18 protein-coding genes are annotated in these 16,452 nt (G+C 55.7%); 7 read left to right on the top strand and 11 right to left on the bottom strand.

Going from position 1 to position 16,452, the window contains the following annotated elements:
* Positions 1 to 19: 19 nt before the first annotated feature.
* Entirely contained in the window at positions 20 to 484 is a 465-nt protein-coding gene (locus tag RGW60_RS19975) for a TIGR02444 family protein (protein ID WP_322206203.1), read from the top strand.
* On the opposite strand, the gene RGW60_RS19970 is transcribed toward RGW60_RS19975, so the two are convergent.
* Positions 481 to 1,380, bottom strand: coding sequence for an AlgP family protein (locus RGW60_RS19970; RefSeq protein WP_322206202.1), 900 nt, complete (start codon positions 1,378 to 1,380; stop codon positions 481 to 483). The two genes, RGW60_RS19975 and RGW60_RS19970, sit on opposite strands and share 4 nt — an antisense overlap.
* Before the next feature lie 215 nt (positions 1,381 to 1,595).
* Between RGW60_RS19970 and RGW60_RS19965 the strand changes: the two genes are divergently transcribed.
* The gene (locus RGW60_RS19965; RefSeq protein ID WP_322206201.1) at positions 1,596 to 2,285 is read left to right on the top strand and encodes an FKBP-type peptidyl-prolyl cis-trans isomerase; all 690 of its coding nucleotides are present in this window, start codon (positions 1,596 to 1,598) and stop codon (positions 2,283 to 2,285) included.
* Between the two features lie 53 nt (positions 2,286 to 2,338).
* Here the strand turns inward: RGW60_RS19965 and rsd are convergent, their stop codons facing one another.
* From rsd to RGW60_RS19925, 8 genes are all read right to left on the bottom strand, one after another.
* Positions 2,339 to 2,812, bottom strand: a complete 474-nt coding sequence (gene rsd, locus RGW60_RS19960) for a sigma D regulator (protein WP_322206200.1) — start codon at positions 2,810 to 2,812, stop codon at positions 2,339 to 2,341.
* Positions 2,813 to 3,030: 218 nt separating this feature from the next.
* On the bottom strand, positions 3,031 to 3,510 hold the full coding sequence (locus RGW60_RS19955; protein WP_322206199.1) for a disulfide bond formation protein B: 480 nt from the start codon (positions 3,508 to 3,510) through the stop codon (positions 3,031 to 3,033).
* A 279-nt stretch (positions 3,511 to 3,789) separates the two neighbouring features.
* On the bottom strand, positions 3,790 to 5,028 hold the full coding sequence (locus tag RGW60_RS19950) for a heme biosynthesis HemY N-terminal domain-containing protein (RefSeq protein ID WP_322206198.1): 1,239 nt from the start codon (positions 5,026 to 5,028) through the stop codon (positions 3,790 to 3,792).
* Complete coding sequence (locus RGW60_RS19945) at positions 5,025 to 6,146, bottom strand: uroporphyrinogen-III C-methyltransferase (protein ID WP_322206197.1); 1,122 nt, start codon at positions 6,144 to 6,146, stop codon at positions 5,025 to 5,027. Before RGW60_RS19945 ends, RGW60_RS19950 begins: the two co-directional genes overlap by 4 nt.
* A gap of 75 nt (positions 6,147 to 6,221) precedes the next feature.
* Positions 6,222 to 6,989, bottom strand: a complete 768-nt coding sequence (locus RGW60_RS19940) for a uroporphyrinogen-III synthase (RefSeq protein WP_322206196.1) — start codon at positions 6,987 to 6,989, stop codon at positions 6,222 to 6,224.
* Positions 6,986 to 7,927: a hydroxymethylbilane synthase gene (gene hemC / locus RGW60_RS19935; RefSeq protein ID WP_322206195.1), complete on the bottom strand. Its 942-nt coding sequence runs from the start codon at positions 7,925 to 7,927 to the stop codon at positions 6,986 to 6,988. Before hemC ends, RGW60_RS19940 begins: the two co-directional genes overlap by 4 nt.
* 181 nt (positions 7,928 to 8,108) lie before the next feature.
* Positions 8,109 to 8,855, bottom strand: a complete 747-nt coding sequence (locus tag RGW60_RS19930) for a LytTR family DNA-binding domain-containing protein (RefSeq protein WP_322206194.1) — start codon at positions 8,853 to 8,855, stop codon at positions 8,109 to 8,111.
* On the bottom strand, positions 8,852 to 9,934 hold the full coding sequence (locus tag RGW60_RS19925) for a sensor histidine kinase (RefSeq protein WP_322206193.1): 1,083 nt from the start codon (positions 9,932 to 9,934) through the stop codon (positions 8,852 to 8,854). The genes RGW60_RS19930 and RGW60_RS19925 overlap by 4 nt, the downstream gene beginning before the upstream one ends.
* Before the next feature lie 142 nt (positions 9,935 to 10,076).
* Between RGW60_RS19925 and argH the strand changes: the two genes are divergently transcribed.
* From argH to RGW60_RS19905, 4 genes are all read left to right on the top strand, one after another.
* Positions 10,077 to 11,471 carry an argininosuccinate lyase gene (gene argH, locus RGW60_RS19920; RefSeq protein WP_322206192.1) on the top strand — a complete coding sequence of 465 codons (1,395 nt, stop codon included), beginning with the start codon at positions 10,077 to 10,079 and terminating at the stop codon, positions 11,469 to 11,471.
* Between the two features lie 119 nt (positions 11,472 to 11,590).
* Positions 11,591 to 11,878 (top strand): hypothetical protein, encoded by a 288-nt coding sequence (locus RGW60_RS19915; protein WP_322206191.1) that lies wholly within the window; start codon positions 11,591 to 11,593, stop codon positions 11,876 to 11,878.
* A 209-nt stretch (positions 11,879 to 12,087) separates the two neighbouring features.
* The gene (locus RGW60_RS19910) at positions 12,088 to 12,333 is read left to right on the top strand and encodes a TIGR02647 family protein (RefSeq protein WP_322206190.1); all 246 of its coding nucleotides are present in this window, start codon (positions 12,088 to 12,090) and stop codon (positions 12,331 to 12,333) included.
* A 197-nt stretch (positions 12,334 to 12,530) separates the two neighbouring features.
* Entirely contained in the window at positions 12,531 to 15,380 is a 2,850-nt protein-coding gene (locus tag RGW60_RS19905) for a class I adenylate cyclase (RefSeq protein WP_322206189.1), read from the top strand.
* 103 nt (positions 15,381 to 15,483) lie between these two features.
* Here RGW60_RS19905 and RGW60_RS19900 read toward each other — a convergent pair whose 3' ends face one another.
* Positions 15,484 to 15,717, bottom strand: coding sequence for a DUF1289 domain-containing protein (locus tag RGW60_RS19900; protein ID WP_322206188.1), 234 nt, complete (start codon positions 15,715 to 15,717; stop codon positions 15,484 to 15,486).
* 2 nt (positions 15,718 to 15,719) lie between these two features.
* Positions 15,720 to 16,052 carry an iron donor protein CyaY gene (gene cyaY / locus RGW60_RS19895; protein ID WP_322206187.1) on the bottom strand — a complete coding sequence of 111 codons (333 nt, stop codon included), beginning with the start codon at positions 16,050 to 16,052 and terminating at the stop codon, positions 15,720 to 15,722.
* A 236-nt stretch (positions 16,053 to 16,288) separates the two neighbouring features.
* Between cyaY and lptM the strand changes: the two genes are divergently transcribed.
* Positions 16,289 to 16,450, top strand: a complete 162-nt coding sequence (gene lptM / locus RGW60_RS19890; RefSeq protein WP_322206186.1) for an LPS translocon maturation chaperone LptM — start codon at positions 16,289 to 16,291, stop codon at positions 16,448 to 16,450.
* Positions 16,451 to 16,452: the final 2 nt, after the last annotated feature.

The following is a 16,452-nucleotide window of genomic DNA, read 5'->3' as shown; positions in this document are numbered from 1 at the left end:
TCCAAACAAGTAGATGACTATGCCTTCTGATCTTTGGAGTTTCACCGTTAATCTCTATGCCCGACCGGGCGTTGAGCAGGCTTGTCTGCGCCTGCAAGCCAGCGGAGCCAATGTTTGCACGCTCTTATGTGGCGCCTGGTTAGGGCAACGGGGCGTCGTTTGCTCGGCTGAGCGTTTGTGCGAAATCAGACAATTGGCCACGCCGTGGTACAACGAGGTGGTGCAACCGCTTAGGGCATTGCGCGCGCATTGGCGACGTGCGGCAGTCGATGATATCGAATGGCGAGACTTGCGTGAGCACGTAAAGGGATTGGAGTTGAGCGCCGAGCGCACGTTGCTGTCGCGTCTGGAAACACTGACACAGGACTGGTCAACGGGAATTACAGGGGATTTAGTCGCGTGGCTGGAGGGGCTTGCCGCGGATGCAGCCCAAGAAAACCGCGACGCGCTGCAAGTGCTGCGCGTCGCGGTGGACCAGCCTTAGGAAGCGCTGGCAGGCGTTGCCGTTACCGCTGGAGTCGACGCCGCAGGTGCGGTTGCAGTCGAGACGGTAGACGCTGACGATGTTGCCGATTTAACCGCTGGCTTGGCGGCAGCAGGTTTCGCAGCGGCTTTTACTGGTGCGGGTTTAGCGGCTGGTTTAGCAGCGGCTTTGACCGGGGCTTTAGCGGCAACGACTTTAACGGGGGCTTTTGCAGGCGCTTTTACGGCAGGTGCTTTTACAGCAGCCCCTTTAGCTACCGGTTTAACGACAGCTTTGGCACCCGCTACTTTAGGAGGTGATTTAGCCACCGCAGCTTTGGCAGCAAGGGGTTTTGCAGCACTTGCCACCGCTGGTGCCTTCGCAGCAGTTTTCGCAGCAGGCTTAACGGCAGCAGCTTTTGTCGCGGGTTTGGCCGCAGGAGCTTTAACCGGTTTGGCGGTGGCAACCGGCGCGGGAGCTTTAACTGCCACAGGCTTGGCTGCACGCAGAGTCAACGTTTTGCCCACTGCGTCTTTGACACGACCGATGCCTTGGGCCAGTTTCAGGCTCTCTTGAGCATCGCGCTTGAGCTGAAGGATGTAGGTGCGCGTTTCAGTCTGACGCGACTTGAGAGCGTCGAGTAACTCTTCGAGTTCGGACACACCCTGCTTCGCTTTAGCTTGTGCCTTGGCTTTTCCTGCGGTAGCAGCATCCTGTAGCTTGATGCGCGAATTGTGTAGCTTTTCTTGGGCTTTACCGCGCTGCTTTTCCAATTTCGCGAGCATTTTTTCAGCGTCGGTCATTGCCTGCGAGCAGGCATTTTCCAAATGTTCGAGCAGGCTGCTTGAAAGCTGTTGGAGCAAATGCAACGGTGTATGTACTGACTTCGTATTAACTGGCTTCTTTTTCGCCGACATGACTGACCTCCTGGCTGGCTTGGTTGCGGCTCATACTAGACCTCTGCATGAAGCGCCGCTAGGTCATGTTGACAGCTACAACGGGGCAACGTTTGCAGGGTGCCCGACTGATTGAGGGCACTACGCATAACAGTTCAATGAAATTCCCTTTCACACGAGGCAGCGTGGTGACGTTTGCGCTGGCATAATTGCCGCTTCCCAGGCTGGAGTGGACTATGTCGCGCTACCTATTAATGTCTTTGTTTCTACTGCTACCACTTGCTCAAGCCGCCGAAACTGCCGCTCCTGCGAGCGATCATGATCTTGCGTATAGCCTCGGAGCGAGCCTTGGCCAGCGATTGCGCCAGGAAGTTCCTGACTTGCAGATCCAGGCGCTGATCGATGGCCTGCAGCAAGCCTACCAAGGCAAAACGCTGGCGCTCAAAGAGGAGCGAATCGAACAGATTCTCAGGGATCACGATGCCACGGTAACGCAGTCCGAAGATGCACCCGCACCCGCATCTGCGCCTGAGCCGCAAAGCGAAGCGGCAATGAGTACAGAACAACGTTTTCTATCTGCCGAAAAAGCGAAGCCAGGGGTGCAGGTACTGGCGGATGGCGTGTTGATGACGGAGCTGAAGCCCGGCACCGGGCCGAAACCAACTGCGTCGGATAGGGTGCAAGTGCGTTACGTGGGTCGATTGCCTGACGGAACCATCTTCGATCAAAACACCCAACCACAATGGTTTCGCCTGGACAGCGTAATAGCTGGATGGACCAGTGCTCTGCAGGGAATGCCGGTGGGTGCGAAATGGCGGCTAGTGATACCTTCCGCACAAGCATATGGCGCCGAAGGTGCGGGCGATCTTATCGACCCGTACACACCGCTGGTATTTGAGATCGAATTGATGGCCGTTGCTCAATAACAGGACCAGCAACAACCGGGGCGCCGGGAGCGCACCCGGGGCAATCGCAGACGTCAGACCTCAATAGCGTCAGGCGTCTTGTGGGAGTTGTGCAGCACTTCGATCAGGCAGTCTTCGAGTTCGAAGCGTTCGTGCAACAGATTGCCAAGCTTTTTAAACTCTGCAGCAACGAGGTTCGCGTCAGAGCAATCACCTTTGTCACAGCGGTCGTTAAATGCTAACGCAAACTCTGTAATGACGTCGATTCGAGGATAGATTTGTTTGGCCAGATCCAGGCCACGCTCGTCGTTGAAGGCCTTCGCCTCACTGGTCAACTGTTCGTAGACTTCGAAATGCCCGGCCGAAACATAGTCGACCAAAACTCTACAGAAATCCTGGAGGGCTTCGCGGTCTGCAGCCAATGCTTCCGGCGTATCGCCGAGTGCATCGTAGTCGCGTACAAGCTGTTGGCGGTCGTCAAGCCAGCGATCAATCAGCTTATGAACTCCGCCCCAACGCTCCTGAGCATTCTTGCAACTTTCCAGCATGATGGTTTCTCTCTTCCCTTCAGGGTCATGCGGCTGTGTACCGCCTCCCCAGACTTCTAGTACGTCTCTGGGTTAGAGACGGGTCTGATGAAGCCACATAAACGCCATATTTCCAATAACGCGTACGGACCAGATTATGCCCGCACACCAACCCCATCAAGGTACGCAGGAGAGAAAGTTCATACAAGTGTTTAATCTTGAAGGGCTTGGGAATTCGACTATTCGTGGTCTACGCTAGCAGGCTCACGTTGAAACAACTGATAGGTTGCGAACACAATCAAACCTACGAAGGCCAGCAGACTCCATTCAGGAACACTCATTTCAAACAGTGTCCAAGTGACCTCATCGCAATTTACCCCACTCTCGAAAAGGCGCGATAAGGCTTGGCTAATAGACATTATTTCAAACAAATACTCGAAACCTGGCAAGCATGACATTGAATCTTGAGCCGGTATCGTCTGCAACCAAACCTGTCGCCCCGCAATCATTGCACCAGCCAAGGCAATAAGCAGCAGCATTGAAGAATAAATCTGCCAAGCAAGCTTGCCAGGCGCATGCAGGTAAGCGATCAACGAAATGACGCCGAACGTAACCACACAGGTGCGTTGAAGAATGCACAAAGCACAGGGTGTCAGCCCCGCCTCATACTCAAGAAACAGCGCAATGCCGATAACAAGCGCACAGGCTATGAACGCCAAAAAAACAGGGGACGCGAGCGAGCCAATTGCATGGCGGATCCGTTACAGAATGCGAGGGCACCTACGGTAGAGAAAGCATCTGAACGTTTCAAGGCATCAGCGTACGGATACGTCTGCAATGCCGTAAGCCCCTAATGACGTGGTCTGTAGGACTTTATACCGGCTATGAAAAATATCCCCGTTCGGCTACCAACAGACTGGAAACGTCCTACAAGCTAGCTGTCAAACTGTTCCAGCAAGGACGTAGGAGCCCGCGCTCACGACGCCCCCCCTCAAGGGTTACGCCCTCGCTAACGCGGGAAGCGGCCTCGCCAGCAAACGCTCGTCAAGTAACCCAAGACCTTCCTGAAACAGTTGGTTACTTCGGTCCGTTTCGCCCAGTTGCGCTAAGAGTCGCGCCAATTCCGCGCATGCCTCCGGATTACGCTGCAAGCGCAAACTGTCTTCCAGATAGTCACGCGCTTTACCCCATAAACTGCTTTGAAGGCACAGACGTCCAAGTGTCAACAGCAGGCTTGGATCGGCGGGATGTTGTTTGAGCCAGCCTTCGGCCATTTGCAACTGCCGGGCGGGATCATTGCCGCGCAAGAGTCCGTAGAAACGCGCCAAATGACTGTTGTAATCACGCTTGAGCGCCCCTCGCAGCACCTCCTCTGCTTCTCCGTCGGCGCCTAATTGACGTAATTGCTCGGCATAGGCCAGAACCAGAGGCGGTTCCTGCCGTTGCGCGGAGGAAAGTTGTTTCCAAGCGTTGTTGAGCGACTGGAGTCCAGCCTCGCCTTCCAGTTCGCGGTGCGCCGCGAGCGTCAGATTTTCACCCCAAGCCCGGCGCTCTAGCTCAAGCAGTTCCGCCGAAGGCAGTACCTTGTCCTTTCGCAGCTCGGGCATCAGCCGAATCAGCGCAGCCCAATCCTGTTGCTGCTGATAAAGACGTTGCAATTGGCGCAGTACTTGTGGGTTGCGTGGGTGGCGTTCATGCATGGCCTCCAGAGTGGCCCGTGCACCGTCGTTATCGCCGCGATCCAACTGCAACTGCGCGTGACTTAACGCGATAGCCAGTTCTGCATGCGGTTGCCGCTCCAGGGCACGCTCTAGCAGGCTGTCACTGTCTTCGTAGCGACCGAGCTCATTCGCCGCTCGCGCTGCGCCAAGGTAGTACAGCAGCGGCTGACGGTCAGCCTCAGCCGCGCGCTGAAGATGACCTTGCGCGCTAGCCCAACGGCCTTCGGCGAGGTCCAGTTGACCTTGCTCGATCGCCTGCTGCACTCGACGACTGCGGTTACGCCGCGACCATGGATTGACCACCCCACTGGAAGTTGTGACCAGGTTCAATAAAACCCGCACCACAAATACCACCAGCCAAATAAGCAGCAGTAGCCCTAACGTTGCCCACAGGCTCGATTCGTAGCGAAAGTTTTGATACGAAATCAACACATAGCCCGACTGTTGGGAAATGGCCACGCCAATCAATGCCGCGACGGCGATTACCGCAAACAGAATCAGGTACACACGTTTCATGGGCTGGTCTCCTGCTTGGCTTGTGCGTCAGGCTTATTTGCGGCGACATGACGTTGCTCAAGGTAGGCCTGCACCGAACTCAGGCTTCGCGCCAAATCAGGTGTAATTACTGCCACAGGCTGCGTTGTCAGCGCTTGCAGTTGGTCATCAAGCACCTTGTTCTGCGGATTGTCTTTGTTGAAGTTGTTTTGCAGGACGTTGCGCGCTTCCGCCAGCGCTTGGGCGTAGACCTTGGGCTCGCCATTGAGCGCTGCCCATTGCGCCTGTTCCAGCGTCAGACTCAAGGCCAGTCGAACCTGAGTCAGACTCTGCCCAGCCAGTAACGGACGGATGTCTTTGTCGGCGTTGAAGTCAATACGGATGTAATGCGAGATCTGATCCCACCATTGCGCCCAACGGCTTTGGGTGGCATCGCCGGCAGCAGTTAGACCCAGCAGTGATTCACCTTTGTCCTGATACTCGGGCGCCAAGGTGTTGAGCTGAAGAACCTGATTACGCAAGGCCCCAAGTTGCAAGAACAGTCCGGTACGATCCGGCTGTTCGACGCTACGCAATGCGGCCAGGCTTTTGGCCAATTGCTCGCGGGCGCCGAACGAACCTGGATCATCCTGCTCTTGCAGAATCTGATCGGCACCTTGAACCAAGGCCAACGCGCTGTTGATATCCTGCAACGCCGATAAACGCAGGCTGGCCAACCGCAGCAAGTGCTCGGCCTCGGCCAATCGCCAATCTTGGCGACTGGCACCCAGCACAGTCTCCAAGCGTTGACTCAACCGCTGCTGATCGCTTTGAAGTTGAGCCACCAGACGCCGGCGGTCTTCCAACTCCGCTGGGGGTGGCATTTGCGCCAGTCGTGCGGACAATTGCTGCTCACCCTGCTTGAGCGTCTGCGTCTGCGTGCCAATGTCCTGTAATTGGGACAACTGCTGTTGATGACCTGCTTGGAGGCTACGCACCTGCCACACCCCCCAACCGCCAACCGCGATACCCGCAACGCCCAGCAACAAAGCCAAGATCACAAGGCCGCTGCCACGGTTCTTCGAAGGAGTATTCGGGTTTGGCGCAGGCACCTCAATCACCGGTTCAAGTTGTTCTTTGGGCAAAACTGTTTCGCTCACGTATTCATCCTTTGCATTAGGGCGCACATCACTTCGAAGACAACGCTGCTCTGAATGAGGCCATCATCGCTACGCCTAGAGGGCAGGTTCCGGCTGTGCCCGTAACGCCGCCAGCAAAGCCGTGGCATTAGCGCCACGACAATCCACAACTGTCTGGGCCCCCGCCGCATACGCCAGTTCGGCGACCCGAGGGCTCGGTACAAATAAAGGTAACCGTGCCACATCCGGCCAGGCATCGCCTGCTAATATGCGCAAGTGTTCAAAACCCTGTCCACTGCTGACCACCACACCGTTCAGGCGTTCCGCTTCAATACGGCGTGGCAGCTCAGACGCAGCGTAGCTGGGCAAGGTGCGGCGGTACAACGGGAGATAATCGACACTTGCGCCCAGTCCACGCAAGCGCTCGGCCAACAGTTCCCTACCACCTTCACCACGAAGAATTAGTACCCGCGCGCCAGGCGATGCCAAAGTTTCTTTCAGGGGTGCCAATTCGAGCAAGGCTTCGCTGTCTTCACCGCCTTGGGGATAGGCGACGTCCAGGCCATATTCTTCGAGAATCTGCGCGGTCGCAGCGCCGACCGTGAACCACCGTTGAATGGGCGGCTGCGGCCAGATCTCATCAATCAACAACAAAGCCAGGCGTGCAGCCGGCTTGCTGACGACGATGACAACGGAGTAAAGGTCCAGATCGAAAATCATCGAGCGCTGCGCACCGGTGATTGGTAGCGGTTCGATGTCCAGCAATGGCAGGCTGCTGCTATAGACGCCAACGTCACCCAGCAAGGTCGCCAGCGCGGCTGACTCCTGCGCGGGACGCGTCAGCAGCAGTCGCCAAGCCGTCACTCTGCGCCCGCCTCGCCGTATACTTTTTGCAAAATAGCTTGTGCACCTTGGGCCAACAACGCTTCGGCAACCTGGACACCCAGTGCGTCAGGGTTAGCTCGAGGGCCCCGGGCATCCGCGTTTAGAAGAAGGCCGCCTTCTGGATCGCCGACCATTCCGCGTAGCCAGATCTGCTCACCTTCCAGCACCGCGTAACAAGCGATGGGCACTTGGCAGCCCCCATTGAGGTGCTTGTTCAAAGCTCGTTCTGCGGTCACCCGCACCGAGGTATCAGCGTGATTGAGAGGCACGAGCAAGGCTTGAATTTCGCTATCAGCCGTGCGGCATTCGATTGCCACCGCGCCTTGACCACCTGACGGTAATCCGTCTTCGATGCTGATTGGCGCGGTGATACGCCCTTCAAAGCCCAATCGAATCAAACCAGCCGCCGCAAGAATAATCGCGTCGTACTCACCCGCATCCAGTTTGGCCAAGCGGGTGTTTACATTGCCGCGCAGGAAACGAATCTGCAGATCCGGCCGTCGCGACAGCAGTTGCGCCTGACGACGCAAGCTCGATGTTCCGACAATGCTGCCCGCAGGCAGTTGATCCAGGCTAGCAAAAGTGTTGGAGACAAACGCGTCGCGGGCGTCTTCGCGCTCGCAGATACAGAACAGACCAAGACCTTCAGGGAAGTCCATCGGAACGTCTTTCATCGAGTGCACCGCGATGTCGGCATTACCCTCAAGCATGGCTGTTTCCAGCTCTTTGACGAACAAACCCTTGCCACCAATCTTGGACAAGGGTGAGTCGAGCAACTTGTCAGCACGGCTGACCATGGGCACCAAAGTCACGATCAATCCAGGATGAAAATCTTCAAGGCGGGCTTTGACATATTCGGCCTGCCATAAGGCCAACGCACTTTTTCGGGTAGCGATGCGAATTTCGCGAGTGAACATGGATCAATCCGTACTTGAGTAGATGCTCCGGATAATAACAGCTGCAAGGCCCCACCGGCGTGCGTCAGCTTGAAGCGGCACGTCAGGCAGATTGATATCTGCTCCTGCGAAGCAGTAAAAACCCTGCCAGAGCGTATCCAATCGCGAAGGGAAATCGCGGTTACGTGACACGTCGCGCCACTTAAAGCTGCTGCATCATTTTCCGCACACCCGCTACGTGGCGTCGGCTGACGATCAGCGCGTCGCCGTTAAGACCACGCAGGAACAGCTGGAAATGTCCCAGCGGCGTACGTTGCAAGCGCTCAATGCGATCCCGCGCGACCAGCGCATTGCGGTGGATGCGTACAAACCGGTCGCCGAACTCATCTTCCAACGCCTTGAGCGGCTCATCCAGTAACACCTCGCCGCCTTCGTGGCGCAGGGTCACGTACTTATGATCAGCAATGAAAAAAACTACCTGATCCAGTGGTATCAGCTCAATCCCCTTACGGGTTCGGGCACTGATATGGCTACGCGGACCGCTACCCGTTTCAGCAGCAGGTCGGGTCATGGCTGCAAGCTGGACACGATTGGGCCGCTCGGCTTTTTTCAACGCCTCAAGCAAATGCTCCGCTCGTACCGGTTTAACCAAGTACCCCACAGCGCTTACCTGAAAAGCCTCTAGGGCAAATTCGTCGTGAGCGGTGCAGAAAACAACTGCGGGCGGCGTCTCGCGCTCGCACAATTTGGCGGCCACCTGAAGACCGTCCAGACCTGGCATACGGATATCGAGCAGCACTACATCCGGTTTAAGGCTATCGATCAGCGCCAAGGCTTCTTCGCCATTCGTAGCGCTGGGTTCGAGGACTCTGTAACCCTCGATTTCACTGACCAAGCGACTCAGTCGCTCACGGGCCAGGGGTTCGTCATCAACGATCAGGACATTCATATTGCTTTGGCTTCCTGCGTGAGTCTCGCACAAGGATAGCGTAGACAGGTGAAGTGACGACCATCACGACGTTCCACGCTCAGACTGGCGCGCGGGCCAAAAAGTGCCGTAATTCGCGCACCAATGTTCACGAGTGCCTGATGGGTGCCGTTGGAAGTCTGCGTTTTGGCGACTTCGTCATAGGGATTGCTGACGCACAATATAAACTCCCCCTCTTTATAGGTTGCTTCGACCCTGACTACGCCGCCTTCAACACGCGGTGCAATGCCGTAGAGCAAGGCATTCTCAAGTAATGGCTGCAAGGTTAGCTGTGGAATGGGCAAGTCGTCTGGAATTGCACTCACTACCCAGTCCAACTGTAGACGCTCGCCGAGACGATATTGCTCAATCGAAAGATAACGTTTTGCCAATTCAAGTTCGTCACTCCATGTAACAAAATTTCCAGGCTTGGCGAGACTCGCACGAAACAAATCGGATAAGTCCAATACCGCTTGTTCGGCCTTAATCGGATCGCTAGCGACCAAACTGGCAATACTGTTGAGCGTGTTAAAGAGAAAGTGCGGCCGGATCCGCGCTTGCAGCGATTCGATCCTGGCGCGCAATTCACCTTGCTGCTGCTTGCGCCACAGACTTTGCAGATAAAAGTAACGCAACATCAATGCCGACATGATCAGCGCAATCAGCGAATAGCGAAAATACCGCTCTACCCTCAGTCCGACCGTCGCCGTTCCCGCCAGTTCGAAATACTCTGTCGCTGCCGTGCACGCCAGGGTCAATCCCACTACCAACCCGCAACACAGCAAACCCGCGACACTTGGTGGCAAGCGTGCCAGCCAGGGGCGCAACCCGCACATCAAAGCGGCTGAAAGCAAAACGATCCATTGTACAAACAGTGAAATCAGCGCGAATCGCACCCAGTTAAATGCCGGAATCATGGGCTCGACCAACACCAAAACCATAACCAATAGCTCAGCCAGAACCACCAACACCAACAATGCCTGGGGCTCGCACAGCTCAGGTAGAAAAAATTCTTTTTCGGGCACTGACTCCGCCCCCGTTTTCAGCTGTCTATTTTGCATCGCATCAGTCTCTGCGCCGCCGACCCTAGCGACAAGCTACCCAAGAATAAAAAAACAGCAACCCTGCTATTATCGCCAGCGCCGCCTCAACCTCGGCCACTCCCATTTTTAAACACCAAACAGCAGGCTAACGAGCGAATCCATGAGCACCGACAAGACCAATCAGTCCTGGGGCGGCCGCTTCAGTGAACCCGTCGACGCGTTTGTCGCCCGCTTCACCGCCTCCGTGACTTTTGATCAGCGCCTCTATCGCCACGACATCATGGGCTCCATCGCCCATGCAACGATGCTGGCCCACATTGGCGTTCTCACTGACGCAGAGCGTGATGCGATCATCGACGGCCTGAACAATATCCAGACCGAAATCCAGGCTGGCAATTTCGACTGGCGCATCGACCTTGAAGATGTGCACATGAATATCGAAGCGCGCCTGACCGATCGCATTGGCGTCACTGGCAAGAAACTGCACACCGGACGCAGTCGTAACGATCAGGTCGCGACCGATATTCGTCTGTGGCTGCGCGATGAAATCGATCTGATCCTGGCTGAGATCACTCGCCTGCAACAGGGTCTGCTGGGGCAAGCCAAACGCGAAGCCGAGACCATCATGCCTGGCTTCACGCACTTGCAAACCGCCCAACCAGTGACATTTGGTCATCACATGTTGGCGTGGTTCGAGATGCTCAGCCGCGATTACGAACGCCTGGTTGACTGTCGCAAGCGCCTCAATCGCTTGCCGTTGGGAAGCGCTGCATTGGCGGGCACGACCTACCCCATTGATCGCGAAATGGTCTGCAAGCTGCTCGGTTTTGACGCCGTGGGTGGCAATTCACTAGACAGTGTTTCCGATCGTGATTTCGCTATCGAATTTTGTTCCGCAGCCAGCATTGCAATGATGCACTTGTCGCGCTTCTCCGAAGAGTTGGTGTTGTGGACCAGCGCCCAGTTTCAGTTCATTGACCTACCAGATCGCTTCTGTACCGGCAGCTCGATCATGCCGCAAAAGAAAAATCCTGATGTACCAGAACTGGTACGCGGCAAAAGCGGTCGAGTATTTGGTGCGTTAATGGGCCTGCTGACTTTGATGAAAGGTCAGCCTTTGGCCTACAACAAGGACAATCAAGAAGACAAAGAACCGCTTTTCGACGCCGCCGACACTTTGCGCGATTCGTTACGTGCTTTTGCCGACATGATTCCGGCAATCAAACCCAAGCACGCGATTATGCGCGAAGCGGCTTTACGTGGCTTCTCCACCGCCACAGACCTTGCTGATTACTTAGTGCGCCGTGGCCTGCCTTTTCGCGACTGCCACGAAATCGTTGGCCATGCTGTGAAGTATGGCGTGGAAAGTGGTAAGGATCTGGCCGAGATGAGCCTGCAAGAGCTGCGTACTTTCAGCGATCACATTGACCAGGACGTGTTCGCCGTATTGACTCTCGAAGGTTCGGTCGGTGCGCGTAACCACATCGGCGGCACTGCACCGGTTCAAGTCAAAGCCGCAGTAGTGCGCGGCGAAGCGCTGTTAGCCACTCGCTAGGACTGGGGCCAACTTGTTGGGGGCGTGCATCTGCCGAAATGCCGGGCACACTTCGCCAATAAGTTGGCTATAGACCATTGTTGTTGCCCGCATGTGGCTATTTTTTCAGGAAAATTAATATGACCGACAAAAACGACGTAATTGACGACGATGAAGAAGAGTTCGCCGAGTCTACCTTAATCCAGGCCATCGAAAACCAGATCGAAAGCGATATTCCACCGGCTGCCAAAGCGACTTTCAACAAGCTCACATTAGTCGGCTATGAGCGCGAAGAGATTCTGCAATTGATGGCCCATGTGCTCGCAGTAGAGATTGACGCCCTACTTGAAGAAGATCGCCCGTTCAATACTGAGTGGTATGAGCAGGCGCTGCGGGCGCTTCCAACGCTGCCTCCTGAATCCAAATGACCTGCGGTTAAAGTTCTGCTGCAAAAATAGCGCACCCTGTCTACACTGCAAAAGCCCCGCTGCCGTATCACCTCCGGGGCTGTCGCGCCACGCCGGCATTCTGGGTCCTAAAGAGCTCAATAAGCGCAGGACAGCTCGTTCCTGTACCTTGACTCAAGACAGACCCCCAACACCAGAGCGGCGCATCACTGGAAATGTCTGGAGTGTCTATGTCGTATACCCCTGAGTTGGTTGCCGAACTGGAAATCCTCGCACTGTTCAATCTGGGCAATACCCTTGAGGGCCTCAAAGTCCACCACATAGCAGCTCCCAAAGCGATTGCAGCCGCACAGCGCTTGTTTGATAAGGGACTGATTACTCAGTTCGATGGTGGCTACCTGACCAGTTTGGGTCTAGAAGCTGCCGAGCACGTCCAATCACTTCTGACCATCCTCAATGTCACCGAAACCGCCTGAGTAACCTCGCCGGGCTCGCGGGAATTCACCTTCCAAACAGGTCTCGCGAGCCATTCTTTCAGGCCTTCACTTTTTAAACCGGCTGCCGATATTATTTTGGCGTCAACTATTCAGTCAGCTAAAAAGTACCCGTTCGTTAGCTGCAAGCTCTCGCCGCCTTGAACACTCTTTTGAACCTCGTCTGCCGGTTAGCTGCGATGACGCGTACCTTTGAAATCCGCCCCGACCTGAATGAAGGCATCGACCGCAAGGTTCTCAGCCAACTTCGCAATCGGTTTCTGACCGTCAACGATGGGCGGCTGGGCCGTGCCATAGAAGGTCTGTCAACACGCCAACAAGCGGTATTGACCCTATTGCCGCTGTTCTTTCACGTTAATCATCCCCTATTACCGGGCTATGTTTCCGGCAGTACGCCCGCAGGGGTTTCTGGCTATGACCCTAACGCTCAGGCGCTGGCTGAAGCGCAACGATTGACCCGATCCTTCTCCTACAAGCAACGCCACGGTAATCCACCGCAACCGATTCACGGTCTGTATCTAATGGGTAGTCTCGGCACCTTAGCCCAGGCCGAGCAGAGCGATATGGACGTTTGGGTCTGCCATGACTCGCTGCTGAGCTCAGGCGCCATCGTCCAATTGCGCCAGAAATGCGAAGCGCTGGAAAGCTGGGCCCTTAGCCAAGGCGCTGAAGCGCATTTTTTCCTCATCGACCCGAAACGGTTTGTGCTGGGTGAGCGCGATGCACAATTGAGCTCAGAGGATTGCGGCACCACTCAACACTACTTGCTGCTGGATGAGTTTTACCGCACTGCTATCTGGCTGGCTGGCCGCACACCGCTGTGGTGGTTGGTACCTACCTATGAAGAACAGCATTACGGTCAATACACCCATACGCTGATCTCCAAGCGTTTCATTCGTGCGGATGAAATTCTCGATCTCGGTCATCTGGCGCATATCCCGCCCGGCGAGTTCATCGGCGCAGGACTCTGGCAACTGTTCAAGGGCATCGAATCGCCCTACAAGTCGGTTCTGAAACTTCTGCTGACAGAGGTATATGCCAGCGAGCAGCCGCACGTGCAATGCCTGAGTTTGCGCTTCAAACACGCGGTGTTTGCCGATGCGCTGAATCTCGATGAGTTGGACCCGTACATGATGGTTTACCGGCGCATTGAGGAGTACCTCAACGCCCGAGGCGAGCCGGAGCGTCTGGAACTGGTGCGGCGCAGCCTTTATCTGAAGGTCAATAAAAAGCTCACCGGCTCGCCACGGCAGCGCACCACCAGTTGGCAGCGCTTGCTGCTGGAACGTCTGACCAAGGAATGGAAGTGGGACGTACGACAGCTCGCGCTGCTCGACAGCCGCAGCCAGTGGAAAGTGAGACAAGTCGCCACCGAACGCCGAGCGCTGGTCAACGAGCTGAACCACAGCTATCGATTCCTCACCGAGTTTGCCCGCAAGCAAAAAGCCGTCAGCCTGATCAACAAACGTGACCTGAATATGCTCGGGCGACGCCTTTATGCAGCGTTCGAGCGCAAGGCCGGCAAAGTTGAGTTCATCAATCCAGGAATCGCGCCGGATTTGGCAGAAGACACACTGACCCTGGTGCAATCGCCGAATAAACGTGAACCCGGCAAAACTCAGTGGGCGCTCTACAACGGCAGCCTTGGCGCGCACGAGTGTGAGCACTTTTCACCGATCAAGCGCAGCCGGGAATTGCTCGAATTGCTGACGTGGTGTCACCGCAACAACGTGATCGACCCCACCACGCGCCTGGCACTGCACCCTGGCACCAGCGATTTAACCGAATTGGAGCTGTTCAACCTGATCGGCAGCCTGCAACAGGCTATTCCCCTGCCCCTTACCGCCATCAGCGAGGAGCATTTGCTGCGACCCAGCGTGCCGAGCGAGGTGTTGCTATTGGTTAATGTCGGCGTCGATCCGCTCAAGCATCATCGCGACCTGAACATTCTGATGACCACCGAGCGTACTGACTCGCTGAGTTACGCCGGGGTTCGCGAGAATTTGGTACTGACCTTCGACCAAATCACGCTTAACAGTTGGAACGAAATACTGGTCAATCGGTATGACGGGCGCCACGCCTTGCTAGACTGCCTAAGCAATGTACTAAGCAACCTGCCGGAGGGTGTGCAGCAGCCGCGAATAAGCGTGCGTTGCTTCTGCCATAACCGCGCACCCGCCATCGCTCTTCGGGTCGAAGAGCTGGTGAAAACCGCACAATTATTGTTGGTTCGACGGTTGAACCACCGCTACCTCATTCAGGTCCAGCAGCAATACCACGTACTGGAAATAATTCCCGGGCAGGTCAACCATGTACCGCTGCCCAGCTTTCCAGCGTTACTGGATTATTTGAGTGAAGAGCTGCCCAGTTACAGCCCATTGCATCTAGACGCGTATGCGTTGCACGACCATGACTTGGCGATGATTCTGCCTCATGGCCAGCCCGAATGTATTCAAGTGTTCTACCGAATCAGCGAATCCCACGCTGACGTTTATGTGCTCGACGAATATAACGCCCTATGGCACCAGCGGTTGCCGTACTTTGACGAGCCGAGTCTGTTAATGCCGTTGCAACGCTTCTTCCAGTCGCTAGTCTTTCGACGCGGCGCGTTGTTATCGCTGGATAATCCGCTGTTACCTTTAGCGCTGGAAACGTTGTACTACCAATTAATGCCCAGCGGTCCAGGTCGCGCCCGACGCATCGAACCCCGCTTAGCGCCAGCGACGCCCGCCGACAAACCGTTTTATGAGGTGCAGGCGATCATCGAAGAAGCCACCCAGGGGCAAGTAAGCGTCACCTTGTACTGCAATCAGCGAGAGTTCTCGGAGCTGGAATATGGCAAGCAATTATTCGCCGTCGTCGCAGAGCAAATCCTGCGACAGCGCAGCGAAGGCGAACGCTATCGCTGCTACATCACCGACCTCGACCTTTCCGGACTGCTGGGTGATACGCGCGGGCAAAGCATTTTATTTCTGCGCTACAAGGCCGATCTGGAAAGATCGCTAAACAGCGCAATGGACGCGGTTTGAGAGCGCTGTGTTTCGGGCAGGGCGCTTCGCCAACTCAACGGTGAGCAGCAATAATTCGATCCCATAGCCTGATCTGAACCCCCGACAGGGCACTGAATCCGAATTATTCGAAACGTCGCTCAACATCCAGCTTGCGCTGCTCGGCAGTTGCGCGAATGTGTCGGCGGCGATTGTCGTCCGCCGAGCGCCATTCGCGGATGTCTTCCACATGCCGCCAGCAACCGGTGCAGACTTTGTTTTCATCAAGCCGACAAATACTGATGCACGGCGAAGGCACAGCGGGGCTGACGTTGCTAAAAAGCGGTTTAGCCGGTTTGACCGGTGTGGGGTTACTCACGATTAAATCTCGTCGAAATCCAGCTCAACACCACCTTGCTGCAAGCAAAGACGATGGAGCATTTCACTGAGCAGCTCTTCACTGGTATCGCACGCCCAACGCTTCTCTTCTTCGTCGTAGTCGAAATGGAAACCACCTGTTTTCGCAGCCAACCACAACTGGCGCAGCGGTTCTTGGCGGCTGAAGATGAGCTGAGTGCCGTTTTCGAACTTCACGGTCAGCACGCCGGCCGAGTTTTCCAGGTCCAGATCCATATCACTTTCATCGAAAACATCCTCCAGCGCTTGCTGGGTGGCGTCGACCAGGTCGTGAAAGCGGGCTTCAGTCAAACTCATTACAGGAACCTCAAAAAGTGTCTACCAACGCGCAGCGACGCAAGATACGGTCGCTTTAAGACAAATGCAAAACATACCCGCCAAGAGCAGGCAGCTACGTCGATAGCGCGACCATGCCAGTCCAAGCCCCTTGCTTTCATTTGGAGCCCCGTCGGACGGGGCGTCCCCTACATAGGCAAGGCGCTGGGTGGTCGGTATACTCGGACGCAATTAATGCTTTTACAAAGGATTTCGCCATGAAGCGCCTGATCTCGTCCATTGCTGCGCTCCTCGCGGTCGCCTGTCTGGTCTCTGCCTGTGGTCAAAAAGGGCCGTTGTATATGCCTGATGACAGCCAAAACCCTGATGACCAAGCCAAATCGTCGCAATCAAGTTCGCACAAGCACTCTTCTTACTAGGG

It is taken from the genome of Pseudomonas sp. AB6 (assembly GCF_034314105.1).
In the GTDB taxonomy this organism is placed as follows: Bacteria; Pseudomonadota; Gammaproteobacteria; order Pseudomonadales; family Pseudomonadaceae; genus Aquipseudomonas.
The sequence above is the reverse complement of the archived record's forward strand: the minus strand, read 5'-3'. Positions and strand labels throughout refer to the sequence as shown.